Source organism: Janthinobacterium sp. HH104, from assembly GCF_001758715.1.
Lineage (GTDB): Bacteria > Pseudomonadota > Gammaproteobacteria > Burkholderiales > Burkholderiaceae_D > Janthinobacterium > Janthinobacterium aestuarii.
In genome coordinates, this window is the sequence record NZ_LRIB01000013.1 from 202,254 (window position 1) to 217,229 (window position 14,976).

At 65.6% G+C, this 14,976-nt stretch carries 11 protein-coding genes; 9 read left to right on the forward strand and 2 right to left on the reverse strand.

Translation table 11 applies throughout. The features are described 5' to 3' along the window. Positions 1–136 precede the first annotated feature (136 nt). Positions 137–1,390, forward strand: coding sequence for a cyanophycinase (locus JAB6_RS01785; protein ID WP_070301465.1), 1,254 nt, complete (start codon positions 137–139; stop codon positions 1,388–1,390). A gap of 8 nt (positions 1,391–1,398) precedes the next feature. On the opposite strand, the gene JAB6_RS01790 is transcribed toward JAB6_RS01785, so the two are convergent. Further along, a complete protein-coding gene (locus tag JAB6_RS01790) occupies positions 1,399–2,595 on the reverse strand; it encodes a DUF418 domain-containing protein (RefSeq protein WP_139143247.1) in 1,197 nt (398 codons plus the stop codon). 8 nt (positions 2,596–2,603) lie between these two features. Continuing rightward, positions 2,604–3,206: a TetR/AcrR family transcriptional regulator gene (locus JAB6_RS01795; RefSeq protein WP_070301157.1), complete on the reverse strand. Its 603-nt coding sequence runs from the start codon at positions 3,204–3,206 to the stop codon at positions 2,604–2,606. Between the two features lie 195 nt (positions 3,207–3,401). Between JAB6_RS01795 and JAB6_RS01800 the strand changes: the two genes are divergently transcribed. The 8 genes from JAB6_RS01800 (at position 3,402) to JAB6_RS01830 (ending at position 14,973) form a co-directional block, all read left to right on the forward strand. Beyond that, positions 3,402–4,844 (forward strand): IgA Peptidase M64, encoded by a 1,443-nt coding sequence (locus JAB6_RS01800; protein WP_070301158.1) that lies wholly within the window; start codon positions 3,402–3,404, stop codon positions 4,842–4,844. Between the two features lie 428 nt (positions 4,845–5,272). Beyond that, the gene (locus tag JAB6_RS28815) at positions 5,273–5,458 is read left to right on the forward strand and encodes a hypothetical protein (RefSeq protein WP_139143248.1); all 186 of its coding nucleotides are present in this window, start codon (positions 5,273–5,275) and stop codon (positions 5,456–5,458) included. Continuing rightward, entirely contained in the window at positions 5,455–6,237 is a 783-nt protein-coding gene (gene fabI / locus JAB6_RS01805; RefSeq protein WP_175444485.1) for an enoyl-ACP reductase FabI, read from the forward strand. Before JAB6_RS28815 ends, fabI begins: the two co-directional genes overlap by 4 nt. A gap of 10 nt (positions 6,238–6,247) precedes the next feature. Then, positions 6,248–7,696, forward strand: a complete 1,449-nt coding sequence (locus JAB6_RS01810; RefSeq protein ID WP_070301467.1) for an efflux transporter outer membrane subunit — start codon at positions 6,248–6,250, stop codon at positions 7,694–7,696. Positions 7,697–7,714: 18 nt separating this feature from the next. After that, complete coding sequence (locus JAB6_RS01815) at positions 7,715–8,788, forward strand: HlyD family secretion protein (protein ID WP_070301159.1); 1,074 nt, start codon at positions 7,715–7,717, stop codon at positions 8,786–8,788. Between the two features lie 2 nt (positions 8,789–8,790). Then, on the forward strand, positions 8,791–11,535 hold the full coding sequence (gene rbbA, locus JAB6_RS01820; RefSeq protein WP_302622638.1) for a ribosome-associated ATPase/putative transporter RbbA: 2,745 nt from the start codon (positions 8,791–8,793) through the stop codon (positions 11,533–11,535). A gap of 1 nt (position 11,536) precedes the next feature. After that, positions 11,537–12,661 (forward strand): ABC transporter permease, encoded by a 1,125-nt coding sequence (locus JAB6_RS01825; RefSeq protein WP_070301161.1) that lies wholly within the window; start codon positions 11,537–11,539, stop codon positions 12,659–12,661. Positions 12,662–12,819: 158 nt separating this feature from the next. Next, positions 12,820–14,973 (forward strand): DUF3141 domain-containing protein, encoded by a 2,154-nt coding sequence (locus JAB6_RS01830; RefSeq protein WP_254671449.1) that lies wholly within the window; start codon positions 12,820–12,822, stop codon positions 14,971–14,973. Positions 14,974–14,976 lie beyond the last annotated feature (3 nt).

Here is a 14,976-nt window from a genome sequence, read left to right on the forward strand (position 1 = left end):
TGCCGCAACAACGTTGTCATATGCGGCAGGTAGTATCGTCGTTCGCTGGAGTTGGGTTGCAAGCAGCAGTTTGGCAGCAAGGGCGCGCGCCGGTATCGACAAGTGCGCGCCACTTTTCTTGTATTCGAAAGGCACCATGAAATCATCTTCAAGCCTGTACCACACCTTCCGCGCCGCGCTGCTGTTCGTGCTGGCATTGTGCAGCGTCCATGCCGTGGCGGCGCCGGCCGGCAGTGCCATCGGCAGCGCGCCGCAGGGCACTCTCGTCATCATCGGCGGCGGCCTGCGCGCCGACAATGCCGAAGTCTGGCAACGTATCGTCAAGCTGTCGGGCGGGCCGGGCGCGCGCATCGCCGTGCTGGCGTCGGCCGCGATGAACCCGGAAAAATCCGGTGAAAACATCATCAAGAAACTCAATCAATATGGCGCCGAGGCCTTTTTCGTGCCGCTGGCCGTCAAGCTGGCCAATCGCGATTACCGCAAGGCGGCCGAAGACCCTGCCATCGTCACGCAGATCAAGTCGGCCACCGGCATCTATTTTGCCGGCGGCGACCAGGGGCGCATCACGCAAGCCCTGCTGCGCCCGGACGGCAGCCGCACGGCCGCGCTGGAAGCCATCTGGTCGGTCTACCGCAACGGCGGCGTGATCGCCGGTTCCAGCGCCGGCGCGGCCATCATGAGCACGACCATGTTCTACGATGCCAAACCCGTGCTCGACATGCTCAAGATGGGCGTGACGGATGGCCGCGAGATCGCGCCGGGCCTGGGCTTCATCGGCAGCGACGTGTTCGTCGACCAGCATCTGCTGGTGCGTGGGCGTTTTGCCCGCATGATTCCCGTGATGCTGAAAAAAGGCTATCACCTGGGGCTGGGCATCGATGAAAACAGCGCCATGGTGGTCGACGCCATGCGCGACGTGGAAGTCATCGGCTACAGCGGCGCCCTGCTGATCGACCTGTCGGGCGCCATCAGCGACCGTGGTGTGAAAAATTTCAATATCAGCAACGCGGCCATCAGCTATCTGGACCGTGGCGACAAATTCAATCTCGTCACGCGCGTGTTTACGCCGTCGCCGGACAAGGCCGACAACAAGCTCGATCCGAACCAGCCCGACATGCGCGAACCTGTGTTTACCAACGATATCCTCGGCAACAACGCCGTGCTCGACCTGATGGGCAATTTGATCGACAACGCGCAGCAGGAAGCCATCGGCATCGCCTTCGGCAACCCGCGCGACCCGTACCCGGACCTGGGCTTCGAGTTCCGCTTCAGTAAAACCGTCAACAGCGTCGGCTACAGCTCGACCGAGGCGGAAGCGTACTCGGTGCTGAAGCTGCGCCTCGATATCCGCCCGATCCAGCTGCGTCAGCCCCTGTACCGCTACAAGTAAGTGGCGCGTTAGCGCCGCCAGCGCGGCCACGCGGCGACCGTCAGGGCCCGCAGCAGCCACTCGACAGGGCCATAAGCGTGGCCGCGCAGCCACCAGCGGCTCAATGGCAGCTGCGCGCAAAAGATGATGGCGGCCAGCGCCAGGGCGCCCAGCGGCGAGACGCTGCCCATCAGCCGCGCGCCATACGCGAGGAACAGCACGGCGCAGATGGCCGACTGCAGCAGGTAGTTCGACAGGGCCATGCGGCCTGTATCGCCCAGCAGCGCAAACAGCGTGCCGTCGCGCAGACGCTCGAACAGAGATAGGGCTAATGCCAGGTAGGCGCCCGCCAGCAGCGGAGCGGTGGCCAGTCCCACGGCCAGTCCCGCCACCTGCCATGCCTGGCTGTCACCATACACGGAGGTCCACGCATAGAAGGCGGCGCCGGGCAATCCCGCCAGCGTGCCGGCCCGCAGCAGGCGGCCGCGCAGCGGCAGATAGTCGCTCGCATGCAGCAGCATCTCGCGCTTGCCGGCGGCCAGGCCGCACAGGAACATGGCCAGCGCACACGGGGCCTGCACCAGCAGCAGGACGAGCCAGATGTCATTGAGTTCGCGCAGGTGCTGATGGACGACGGCGGCTGGCGTGGCGCGGTAGGCGGCCAGCGCGCTTGCCGCTTTTTGCGCCATCGCCACGGCCAGCTGCGCGGCGTCGCCCGGCGGCTGCAGGCTTTGCAGCCAGGCCATGCCTGCCCAGAATGCGACGCAGACGGCGACGAGCACCAGCGCCAGGGACAGTGCCTGGCGTTCGCCGCAGCGGTGCAGCGCCAGCAGCATGATGCCCAGCAGAGCGTAGGTGGTCAGTATGTCGCCATGAAACAGGAACACGGCGTGCAGGGCGCCGATCAGCCACAGGCCCGCTTGCCGGCGCAGCATGCGCGGCACGAATGGCGCATCGGCGCGCGCGGCCGCCTGCAACTGCAGGGTGAAGCTGTAGCCGAACAAAAAAGAAAACAGCAGGTAGAACTTGGTTTCGAACAGCAGGGCGACGAGGAAGTGCGTGGCGCGGTCCACGCCGCCGTGAAAGGCGGGATCGGTCAGGCCCAGGCCGAACCAGGGCGTGGCGAAGGCGCCGATATTGACGACCAAAATGCCGAACAGGGCGCAGCCGCGCAGGGCGTCGACGTCGGCGATGCGCGCGGGCGGCGTACTCGGTGAGCGGCTCATGGCGGCGCTCATACCAGGGCAGGGCGCAGGAAGCGCGCCAATAACAGGTGCAGGCTGGCCCGCTGCGCCAGCGGCGCGTAATCGGGATCGACGGCGACGCGGTTGAAGATGCCATCGATCAGCGCGGCGATCCAGCCGGCCGTTTGCGCGGGGGCCAGCGCGGCGTCGACCTGGCCCTGCGCGGCCGCCTCTTCCAGCAAGGTTTGCACGCCGCCGCGCAGGCTGGCGTCGTTGCGCGCCACCCTGACCGCGATGTCCGTATCGCGCATCGCCTCGGCGGCAATGTCCAGCGCCAGTCCCGCAAAGTCCGCGTCGGCCGCCAGCGCCAGCACCAGGTCCATGAAGTCGAGCAGGGCGCCGTAGGCATCGGCACTGCCTTGCACGCCCGCGAAATAGGCGGCCGTCTCGCTGCCTTCCTGGTCGACGATGGCGGCGATGATCGCTTGCTTGGTGGGGAAGTAATGAAACAGGTTGCCGGGGCTCATGCCCGCCTGCGCGCAGATGGCGGCGGTGCTGGTCTGGTGAAAGCCCTTGTGCGCGAAGCAGTGGCGCGCGGCGGAGAGAATGGCGTCGCGGCGTGCCGCGTGTTTATCGGGATCGATGGTGCGCATGGACTTACCTTTAATTAATCGACTGGTCAGTCTAATATATGCCGATTGCCTTGCCGGGTCAAGCTGGCCACTTTGCACGTCCCCTTCCTGTCGCTACAATGTGCCGCAGCGGTTTTTCCCGCGCCTGCCGGCAGGCCCGCCGATTGTTTGGAAAACCGATCCCTTCACCTGTTTTTCTACCGTTTTAGGAATGACATGCAGCAGACCCCGATTCGATCCTTCCTCTGCGCGCTGGCGCTGGCCGCCGGCATCGCCCCTGCCGCGCAAGCGGCCAGTGCCGCCCAGCCGGCCACCATGCGCCTCGATTACCAGCACAGCGGCAATGCGCTGGGCGAGCATTATGCGGTCGAGCGCGTGCTGGTCGAGCCCCTGCCATGGGCGGGCAACCTGGCGCGCCCCATCGATGACAGCAACCGCGGCAACAATATGCTGGAAGTGGTCGACATCAAGTCGGGCAAGGTGCTGTATTCGCGCGGTTTTTCCACCATCTTCGGCGAATGGGCCAGCACGGATGAAGCGAAAACCACCACGCGCGCGTTCCAGGAATCTGTGCGCTTCCCGCAGCCCGAGCAGCCCGTGCGCGTGCGCATTCTCAAGCGCGACGAGCGCGGCCTGTTTTCCATTGTGTGGAGCACGGACGTCGATCCGGCCGCGCAGGACGTGATACGCAAGCAGCCGCCGGCGCCCGTCAAGCCGATACCGATCCGCATCAGCGGTCCATCGTCCGGCAAGGTCGACCTCTTGATCATGGGCGATGGCTATACGGCGGCCGAAATGGGCAAGTTCGAAGCGACGGCGCGCAAATTGGCCGAGCACTTGTTTACCGTGTCGCCGTTCCGCGAGCGGGCCAATGACTTCAATGTGTGGGCCATGGCCGCGCCGACGCCGGAGTCGGGCGTGTCGCGCCCATCGACGGGCGTGCACCACGCGTCGCCGCTGGGCACGCGCTACGACATCTTCGGCAGCGAGCGTTATGTGCTGACGACGGACAACCGCGCGCTGCGCGACCTGGCCCAGTACGCGCCGTATGAATTCATCGAAATCCTCGTCAATAACGATACCTACGGCGGTGGCGGCATCTTCGGCCAGTTCAGCACGGCGGCGGCCAACAGCGACTGGGCCAATTACCTGTTCGTGCACGAATTCGGCCACCATTTCGCCGGCCTGGCCGACGAGTACTACACTTCGCCCGTGGCCTATCAATCGAATGGCGAGCGCCAGGAACCGTGGGAACCGAACGCCACGGCGCTGCGCGATCCGGCCAAGCTGAAATGGAAAAACCATGTGAAGGCGGGCACGCCGCTGCCGACGCCATGGCCGAAGGAGGCGTACGACAGCCATGCGCGCGAATACCAGAAGCAGCGCGCGGCTTTGCGCGCGGCCAACCGCACGGAAAGCGAAATGAGCACCTTGTTCAAGGCCGACCTGGCGTACACGCAGCAGCTGTTCTCGAAAGCGCCGCAGCGCCATGCGGTGGGCGCCTTCGAAGGCGCGCACTACGAGTCGTCCGGCTACTACCGGCCCGAGATGCAGTGCATCATGTTCGACCGCAGCGAGACGTTCTGCTCCGTTTGCCAGGATGGCATCAGCACCATCATCGATTTGTATTCGCGTCCGGCCCCGGCGCCAGGCAAATAAGGCCGCTCCTGTCATTCCAGTAGTGCATGGGGGCCATGTTGCATCGCAATAGCATGGCCCCGATTTTTCCCGCTCCCCGCCTGGCGCCTCGCGCCAAGTCGCCCCACCGCTTGTTTTCCAGGCAATCCCCCTTCTTTTTGTGCGGCCGCTTTTCTGTGCGCCAGCCCCACGATGTTGTCAAACAAGCACTGCGATTCGCTTGCTTGTCAATTAGTTCATTTAAATAATATTGATGTAGAATTTGATGTATATCAATGTTGCATTGCCGCAATCGCACTTATAGTTGACCTAGCTCAAAACGATAAGCATGCGGACCGGACTCATCGCGAATCACGTATCTAAATGCTGTAGAGTAATTTTCGCCCTGTACCAGTTCCCCGAGAATGCACTGGTGCCGGCCTCGAATTTCAGTGACGGAAGCCAGATTCATGAAGATGCAGACCCCCGCGCCTGACGCGTGCAGTACCCTCCATCCCCACACTCCGATTGCTTTGCCGTATGCGCGCGCCGGCGGCGTTACGCTGGCCATGTGCGCCGCCGCCATGCATGCGGGCGCCGTGCGCTGCGTTCAGGCGGCCACGCCGTGGCCCGCCCTGCGTCCAGTCCCGGCATGACGGCCCCCTTGCCGCACCTGCCCTTGCAGGGCAAGCGGGGGCTTGTGGTGGGCATCGCCAACGCGCAAAGCATCGCCTGGGGCTGTGCCAACGCCCTGCGCGCGGCCGGCGCGGAACTGGCCGTCACCTGGCTCAATGACAAGGCGAGAACGCACGTGGAACCGCTGGCGCAGCAAGTGCAGGCGTCCATCATGGCGCCGCTCGACGTGGCCGTGCCGGGGCAATTGGAGGCGCTGTTCGCGCAGATCGAACGGCAGTGGGGACGCATCGACTTCGTCGTCCATTCCATCGCCTATGCGCCGAAACACGATTTGCATGGTCGCGTGACGGACAGTTCCGCCGACGGTTTTGCGCAGGCGATGGATGTCTCCTGCCACTCCTTCATGCGCATGGCGAAACTGGCCGAACCGCTGATGCCGGACGGCGGCAGCTTGATGACCATGAGTTATCTGGGCGCCGAGGAAGTCATCGCCGACTACGGCCTGATGGGGCCCGTGAAGGCGGCGCTGGAAGCGTCCGTGCGTTACCTGGCCGCCGAACTGGGCCCGCAAGGCATCAGAGTCAACGCCATTTCGCCGGGGCCACTGGAAACGCGGGCCGCTTCCGGCATCGCCCATTTCGACCGCCTGATGGCCGACGCCATCGAACGTTCGCCCATGCGCCGCCTGGCCACCATCGAGGACGTGGGCGCGCTGTGCGCCTTCCTCGCCGGCGACGGCGCGCGTGCCATCACGGGCGGCACCCTGTACGTCGATGGCGGCTACAACATTCTGAATTGACTGGAAGATGATGACCATGGCTGTTTTTACCTTGCCACACCGCGCCATGCTGGCCGCCCTGGCAGCCACGCTGGCCCTGGCCGGCTGCGCCTCGATGGCGCCGCCGTATGCGCCACCGCCGCTGCCCGTGGCGGCGCAGTATCCGGAAACCGATCCGGCCGGCGCGCACGCGCCCGACGTCGCCTGGCAAAGCTACTTTGCCGACCCGCGCCTGCAGGCGCTCATTGCGCAGGCGCTGGCCAGCAACCGCGACATCCGCATCGCCGCGTTGCGCGTGGAAGAGGCGCGCGCCGCGTATGGCATCCAGCGCGCGGAGCAATTTCCCACCATCGCGCTGGGCGCCTCCGGCAGCCGCGCACGCGTGCCAGATGACCTGAGTCCGACGGGCCGCGCCATGACCAGCGCGCAGTACCAGGCGGGCTTGAACGTGAGCGCCTGGGAACTCGATTTCTGGGACCGGGTACGCAGCCTCAAAGACAGCGCGCTGCAAACCCTGCTGGCCAGCGACGAGGCGCGCCGCGCCGTCGGCGTGGCCCTCGTGGTGCAGGTGGCCAATGGCTACCTGGGCTTGCGTGAACTCGACGAAAGGGTGGAACTGGCGCGCGCCACCGTCGACAGCCGCGCCGAATCGCTGCGCATCTTCACCCGCCGCTTTGAGGTAGGCTCGATTTCCAAGCTGGACCTGACGCAGGTGGAAACCCTGCTCAGCCAGGCCCTCTCGCTGTCGGCCCAGCTGGAACAGGCGCGCGCCGTGCAGGCGCACGCGCTGGCCCAGCTGGTGGGCGGCCCCGTCGATCTGACGCCGGTGGCTGGTGAGGTGCGCCGCTTCGACGACGCCAGCGTGCTGCAGCCGCTGCATGCGGGCCTGTCCTCGGCCTTGCTCACGCAGCGCCCCGACCTGATCGCGGCCGAACACCAGTTGCGTGCCGCGCAAGCCAATATCGGCGCCGCGCGCGCCGCCTTCTTCCCGACGATTTCACTGACGGCCGCCTACGGCACGGCCAGCGCGGAATTGAACGGTTTGTTCGACTCGGGCAGCGGCGCCTGGAATCTCGCGCCGCGCCTGGTGCTGCCGATCTTTGACGCGGGCCGTTTGCGCGCCAATATGGACCTGGCCGAGGTGCGCCGCGACGTGGCCGTGGCCAATTACGAAAAGAGCGTGCAGGGCGCGTTCCGCGAAGTGGCCGACGCGCTGTCGAACCGGCGCTGGCTGGCGCTGCAGGTCGACATCGGCAAGACGACGTTGGCCGCGCAGAGCGAACGGGCACGCCTGGCCAAGCTGCGCTACGACAATGGCGCCGCGCCCTACCTGGAAGTGCTCGACGCGCAGCGCGACCTGCTGACGGTGGAGCAGCAGCTGGTGCAGACGCGCCGCGCTCTGCTCTCGAGCCAGGTCAGCCTGTATGCGGCCCTGGGCGGCGGCGCGCCCGTCGCCTCCGCCGCCGCTTCCACCCACTAATTTGATCGCCCCGATACCATGAATGCTCAACTGAAGAAAAAACTTATCCCCGCGGCACTCGTCGTGGCCGTTCTCGTGCTGGGCTATGTGGCCTGGCAAAAAATGCGTCCTACGGGTCCTGGCGAAGGTTTTGTCAGCGGCAATGGCCGCATCGAAGCGACGGAAATCGACGTCGCCACCAAGCTGGCCGGCAGGGTCAAGGAGATCCTCGTGCGCGAGGGCGACTTCGTCAAGGCGGGCCAGCCGCTGGCCACCATGCAGGTCGATTCGCTGATGGCCCAGCGCGACGAAGCGCGCGCGCGCCAGCAGCAGGCATCCGATGCGGTGGTCGGCGCGCAGGCACAGGTGGCCGTGCGTGAGAGCGACAAGGCGGCCGCGCTGGCCATGGTGGCGCAGCGCGAAAGCGAACTCGATGCGGCCAAGCGCCGCCTGGCCCGCTCCGAGACCCTGTCGAAAGAAGGCGCGTCCTCGGTGCAGGAACTCGATGACGACCGTGCCCGCGTGCGCAGCGTGGCCGCCGCCCTGAATGCGGCCAGGGCGCAGGTGACGGCGGCGCAGGCGGCTATCGACGCGGCCAAGGCGCAGGTGGTCGGCTCGCGTTCCGCCGTCGTGGCGGCCGAGGCGACGACGGCGCGCATCGATGCCGACCTGGCCGATGGCCAGCTGGCGGCGCCGCGCGACGGCCGCGTGCAATACCTGGTGGCGCAGCAGGGCGAAGTGCTGGCCGGTGGCGGCAAGGTGCTCAACCTGGTCGACCTGTCGGACGTCTACATGACCTTCTTCCTGCCCGAGACGGCGGCCGGCAAGGTGGCGCTGGGCGGTGAAGTGCGCATCATCCTCGACGCGGCGCCCCAGTACGTGATTCCCGCGACGATCTCGTTTGTCGCCGCCAGCGCGCAGTTCACGCCGAAGACCGTGGAAACGGCCAGCGAACGCCAGAAGCTGATGTTCCGCGTGAAAGCGCAGATCAGCCGCGAGCTGCTGCAAAAGCATCTGGCCCTCGTCAAAGTGGGCTTGCCCGGCGTGGCCTGGGTGCGTCTCGATACCAAGCAGGCCTGGCCCGCTGAATTGACGGCGAAGGTTCCGCAGTGACTGTGGCTTCCACTTCCCCTGTCGTCAGCATCCGCGGCGTCAGCCAGCATTACGGCAAGACGGTGGCGCTGGACGGCATCGACCTCGATGTGCCGGCCGGCCGCATGGTGGGCTTGATCGGTCCCGATGGCGTGGGCAAATCGAGCTTGCTGTCGCTGGTGGCGGGCGCGCGCGCCGTGCAGCAGGGCACAGTGATGGCGCTCGGTGGCGACATGCGCGATGCGCGCCACCGCGACGACGTTTGCCCCCGCATCGCCTACATGCCGCAAGGCCTGGGCAAGAATCTGTATCCGACCCTGTCGGTCGAGGAAAACCTGCAGTTTTTCGCGCGCCTGTTCGGCCACGACGCGGCCGAGCGCCGCCGCCGCATCGACCAGCTGACCCGCAGCACGGGCTTGCAACCGTTCCTCGCGCGCCCGGCGGGCAAGCTGTCGGGTGGCATGAAGCAGAAGCTTGGCCTGTGCTGCGCGCTGATCCACGATCCTGACCTGCTGATTCTCGACGAGCCGACCACCGGCGTCGATCCGCTGGCGCGCGCCCAGTTCTGGGACCTGATCGCCGGCATCCGCGTGCAGCGCCCGCAAATGAGCGTGATGGTGGCCACGGCCTACATGGACGAGGCGCAGCGCTTCGATTGGCTGGTGGCCATGGATGACGGCAAGGTGCTCGATACGGGCACGCCGGCCGAACTGCTGGCGCGCACGGACAGCGGCAACCTGGAAGCGGCTTTCATCAAGCTGCTGCCGGAAGCGAAGCGCGCGGGCCACCAGCCCGTCCTCATCACGCCGCTCGATGCCGCCAGCGCGCAGGACGTCGCCATCGAGGCGCAGGACCTGACCATGCGCTTCGGCGATTTTACGGCCGTCGACCACGTGAATTTCCGCATCGGCCGCGGCGAAATCTTCGGCTTCCTGGGCTCGAACGGCTGCGGCAAGTCGACCACCATGAAGATGCTCACGGGCTTGCTGCCGGCGACCGAGGGCAAGGCCTGGCTATTCAGCAAGCAGGTCGATTCCAGCGACATCGATACGCGCCGCCGGGTCGGCTACATGTCGCAGGCGTTCTCGCTGTACAGCGAACTGACGGTACGCCAGAACCTCGTGCTGCACGCGCGCCTGTTCCACGTGCCAGAGGGCGAGATACCTGCGCGCATCGACGAAATGGCGCAGCGCTTCGACTTGGGTGCGGTGATGGACGACTTGCCCGACAGCCTGCCGCTGGGCATACGCCAGCGGCTGTCCTTGGCCGTGGCCATGGTGCACAAGCCGGAAATGCTGATCCTCGACGAGCCGACGTCCGGCGTCGACCCCATCGCGCGCGACAATTTCTGGCGCCTGATGATCGAGCTGGCGCGGCGCGACCACGTCACCATTTTCATCTCCACCCACTTCATGAACGAGGCCGAGCGCTGCGACCGTATCTCGCTGATGCATGCGGGTAAAGTGCTGGTCAGCGATGCGCCGGCCGAACTGGTGCGCAAGAAGGGCGCGCCCTCGCTGGAAGCGGCTTTCATCGCCTACCTGGAAGAGGCGGGCGGCGGCACGGCGCCGGCGGTGCAGGAAAGCGAGGCGCCCGTGCAGAAGGCGGAAGCGGTCGCACCGCAACAGGAACACCGGCGCAGCCGTTTCAGCCTGGGCCGCATGCTCAGCTACATGTGGCGCGAGACTTTGGAATTGCGCCGCGATCCCGTGCGCCTGACCCTGGCGCTGGGCGGCTCCGTGCTGCTGCTGTTCGTCATCGGCTTCGGCATCAGCCTCGATGTGGAAGACTTGAGTTACGCGGTGCTCGACCACGACCAGACGACGTTGAGCCAGAATTACACGAACAACCTGGCCGGCTCGCGCTATTTTATTGAGCGAGCGCCGCTGCGCGACTATGCCGATATCGACAAGCGCATGCGCAGCGGAGAACTGTCGCTGGCCATCGAGATCCCGCCCGGCTTCGCGCGCGACGTGCAGCGCGGCGCGCCGGCTCAGGTGGGCGCGTGGATCGACGGCGCCATGCCGATGCGCGCGGAAACCGTGCAAGGCTACGTGCAGGGCATGCATCAGCTGTGGCTGGCCGACCAGGCCTTGCACCGCTATGGCATCACGATGAGCAACCCCGTCGCCATCCAGACGCGCTACCGCTACAACCCCGACGTGAAAAGCCTGCCCGCCATGGTGCCGGCCGTGATTCCCTTGCTGCTGCTGATGCTGCCGGCCATGCTGGCGGCGCTGTCCGTCGTGCGCGAAAAGGAACTGGGTTCCATCATCAACCTGTACGTGACGCCCGTCACGCGCCTGGAATTCTTGCTCGGCAAGCAGGTGCCCTACGTCGTGCTGGCCATGTTCAACTTCCTTCTCATGGCGCTGCTGGCGGTGACCGCTTTTGGCGTGCCGGTCAAGGGCAGCCTGGCGACCCTGATCGGCGCCACGTTCATCTTCAATATCTGCGCCACCGGCATCGGCCTGTTCGCCTCGACCTTTACGCGCAGCCAGATCGCGGCGCTGTTCGTGACCATGATCGGCACCATGATCCCGGCCATCCAGTTTTCCGGCCTGCTCAATCCCGTCTCGTCGATGGAAGGCGTGGGCAAGGCCATCGGCCTGATGTACCCGGCCACGCACATGCTCAATATCAGCCGGGGCGTGTTCAACAAGGCGCTGGGACTGGGCGACCTGCACGCCTCGTTCTGGCCATTGATCATCGCCATCCCCGTGATCCTCGGCGTGACCGTGGCGCTGCTGAAGAAGCAGGAGAGCTGATATGCGCCATCTTGAAAACATCTACCGCCTGGGCGTGAAGGAAATCTGGAGCCTGATCCGCGATCCGATGATGCTGATCCTGATCCTCTACACGTTCACTTTGGCGATCTACGTGGCCGCCACGGCCAAGCCGGAAACGCTGCACATGGCGTCGATCGCCATCGTCGACGAGGATGGCTCGCCGCTGTCCGGGCGCATCGCCTCGGCCTTCTTCCCGCCCCAGTTCACGCCGCCGGCCATGATCAACCAGAGCCAGGTCGACGCGGGCCTCGACGCGGGACAGTACACCTTCGTGCTGACGATCCCGCCCAAGCTGCAGGCCGACGTGCTGGGCGGACGCCAGGCGGAACTGCAGCTGAACGTGGACGCCACGCGCATGAGCCAGGCTTTCAGCGGCAGCGGCTACATCCAGCAGATCGCCGCCGGCGAGATATCGGAATTCGCCAAGCGCTACCGGGGCGCAACCGTCTCGCCCGTGGAGCTGGTGATGCGCGCGCGCTTCAACCCGTCGCTGAGCCAGGCCTGGTTTGGCTCGCTGATGGAGCTTATCAACCAGGTGACGATGCTGTCGATCATTTTGACTGGCGCGGCGCTGATCCGCGAGCGCGAACACGGCACCATCGAGCATTTGCTGGTGATGCCCGTGACGCCGGCCGAAATCATGCTGGGCAAGGTATGGTCCATGGGCCTCGTGGTGCTGCTGGCCGCTGCCCTGTCGCTGAACCTGGTGGTGCGCGGCATGCTGCACGTGCCGATCGAAGGCTCGATCGCGCTGTTCCTGTGCGGCGCCGCGCTGCACCTGTTCGCCACCACGTCGATGGGTATTTTCCTCGCCACCGTGGCGCGCAGCATGCCGCAGTTCGGCATGCTCTTGATCCTCGTGCTGCTGCCGCTGCAGATGCTTTCGGGCGGCAGCACGCCGCGCGAAAGCATGCCTGAACTGGTGCAGAACATCATGCTGATCGCCCCGACCACGCATTTCGTCGAATTGAGCCAGGCGATCCTGTACCGGGGCGCCGGCATCGACGTGGTGTGGAAACCGTTCCTGGCCCTGCTGGCCATCGGCACGGCCCTGTTCACGTTTGCCCTTGCCCGTTTTCGCAAGACCATCAGCCAGATGGCGTAGCTCCCGCGCCGGAATGGTCCGGCGTTTTTTGCATGAAAAGGATAGCCATGAAAACCGAAGCTGCACCATTTTTCTCCACCGGCGGCTTGCCGTCGCTGGGCGTGCTGGGCGACTATGCGCGCGATTCGTGGCAGCGCATCGTGCTGTACGCGGACGTGATGCGCCGGCGCGGCAACCAGTACCAGGAACACATGGCCGAGGAAGTGCCGAACGTGCTCGACTTCCCCGCCGAACTGGTGATGTCGGGCCTGGAACTGGCGCGTCCCGTCAACTACGGCCTGGCGCGCATCCTGACGCCCGATGCGCCCGAACCTGATCCATCGAAGCGGCCCTTCGTCGTCGTCGATCCGCGCGCCGGCCATGGTCCCGGCATCGGCGGCTTCAAGGCCGAGAGCGAGATCGGCGTGGCCCTGCGCGCAGGCCATCCATGCTACTTCATCGGCTTCCTGCCCGATCCCGTGCCGGGACAGACGGTGGAAGACGTGATGCACGCCGAGGCGGCCTTCCTGGAAAAAGTCATCGCCCTGCATCCGCACAGCGAGGGGAAACCCGTCGTCATCGGCAATTGCCAGGCGGGCTGGCAAATCCTCATGACGGCGGCCATGCGCCCGGAATTGTTCGGTCCCATCATCGTGGCAGGCGCGCCCGTCTCGTACTGGGCCGGCTGGCATGGCCGCAATCCGATGCGCTACGCGGGCGGCCTGATGGGCGGCAGCTGGGCCACGGCGCTGGCGGGCGACCTGGGCAACGGCCGCTTCGACGGCGCCAGCCTGGTGCAAAATTTCGAGAAGCTCAACCCGGCCAACACGCTGTGGAGCAAGCAGTACAACTTGTACGCGAACATTGATACGGAAGCGCCCCGTTACCTGGAATTTGAAAAATACTGGGGCGGCCACGTCTTCCTCAACGACGTCGAGATGCAGTACATCGTCGACAATCTGTTCATCGGCAACCGCCTGGCCACGGCCGAATTGATCACCTCCGACGGCGTGCGCCTGGACTTGCGCAATATCCGTTCGCCCATCGTCGTGTTCTGCTCGAATGGCGACAACATCACGCCGCCGCCGCAGGCGCTGGGCTGGATCACGGACCTGTACCGCGACGACAAGGACGTACTGATGCACGACCAGACCATCGTCTACGCCGTGCATGACAGCATTGGCCACCTGGGCATCTTTGTATCGGCCAAGGTGGGGCACAAGGAACACCAGAAATTCGCCAGTAATATCGACTTGATCAACCTGCTGCCGGCCGGTATCTACGAAGCGCGGATCGTCGACAAGACGCCCGATACGCCGAACGCGGACCTGGCCAGCGGCGACTACGTGCTGCAGGTCGAGCACCGCGGCATCGACGACGTGCGCGCCATCGTGCAGCCGAGCGTGGAAAACGACCGCAAGTTTGCCGCCGCCGCGCGCGTGTCCGAAGTGAACCTGGCCCTGTACCGCACGTTTGCGCAGCCGTGGGTGCGCGCCATGGTCACGCCGCAGACGGCGCGCTTCCTGCAGCTGGCACACCCGCTGCGCGTGTCGTACGAGCGCTGGACCGACCATAATCCGCTGGCCAGGCTGGTGGCCAAGGAGGCGGAAAAAGTGCGCGCCCAACGCCAGCCGGTGGCGCCCGACAACCCGCTGCTGGCCATGCAGGAAGCCATTTCCGGCGCCATCACGGCCGGCTTGAACGGCTGGCGCGACTGGCGCGATACGGTGCAGGAAACCACCTTCGACCTGGTGTACGGTTCGCCGCTGGTGCAGGCGCTGACGGGACAGGCTATTGGCGATACGACGCCGCCGCGCCCCCATCCCGGCATCTCGCCCGAGCATTGCGAATACGTGCGCTGCGAAACGCGCAAGATGGACGAGGACATGCAGCGGGGCGGCCTGGTGGAAGCGGCCGTGCGCGCGCTGTTCTATATCTACCGCTTCCGCATGATCGCCGACGAGCGCAGGGTCAACCTGGCCCTCAAACTGATCAAGCCGCAATACCGGCAGGACGTCGGCATGGAGGAGTTCCGCGGTATCGTGCGCCAGCAGGCACGCCTGATGCTGCATGATTTCGATGCGGCCATCGCCGCCTTGCCGGCCTTGCTGTCGCGCGCCGACCCTGACGACATCGGTGCGCTGGCCGAGTGGCTGCAGCAAGTGCTGCAAGTGCCCGAGGCGCCGACGCCGGACGAGGAAGCGAGCCTGCAGCAGATGCTCGATGTTTTCGACCGCGCGGTCAAGGCACAGGCGAAGGCGCTGCCGCCGGACGCGCGCACATCCGCTGTCGGCCCGAAAGCCAAACCGGCCAAACACATTACCCCTGTATAGAAG

Excerpts from the sequence above, each read along its gene's own strand:
- JAB6_RS01785 (WP_070301465.1), top strand. The coding sequence starts at position 137 with ATGAAATCATCTTCAAGCCTGTACCACACCTTCCGCGCCGCGCTGCTG.
- JAB6_RS01790 (WP_139143247.1), bottom strand. The coding sequence starts at position 2,595 with ATGAGCCGCTCACCGAGTACGCCGCCCGCGCGCATCGCCGACGTCGAC.
- JAB6_RS01795 (WP_070301157.1), bottom strand. The coding sequence starts at position 3,206 with ATGCGCACCATCGATCCCGATAAACACGCGGCACGCCGCGACGCCATT.
- JAB6_RS01800 (WP_070301158.1), top strand. The coding sequence starts at position 3,402 with ATGCAGCAGACCCCGATTCGATCCTTCCTCTGCGCGCTGGCGCTGGCC.
- JAB6_RS28815 (WP_139143248.1), top strand. The coding sequence starts at position 5,273 with ATGAAGATGCAGACCCCCGCGCCTGACGCGTGCAGTACCCTCCATCCC.
- fabI (WP_175444485.1), top strand. The coding sequence starts at position 5,455 with ATGACGGCCCCCTTGCCGCACCTGCCCTTGCAGGGCAAGCGGGGGCTT.
- JAB6_RS01810 (WP_070301467.1), top strand. The coding sequence starts at position 6,248 with ATGACCATGGCTGTTTTTACCTTGCCACACCGCGCCATGCTGGCCGCC.
- JAB6_RS01815 (WP_070301159.1), top strand. The coding sequence starts at position 7,715 with ATGAATGCTCAACTGAAGAAAAAACTTATCCCCGCGGCACTCGTCGTG.
- JAB6_RS01825 (WP_070301161.1), top strand. The coding sequence starts at position 11,537 with ATGCGCCATCTTGAAAACATCTACCGCCTGGGCGTGAAGGAAATCTGG.
- JAB6_RS01830 (WP_254671449.1), top strand. The coding sequence starts at position 12,820 with ATGCGCCGGCGCGGCAACCAGTACCAGGAACACATGGCCGAGGAAGTG.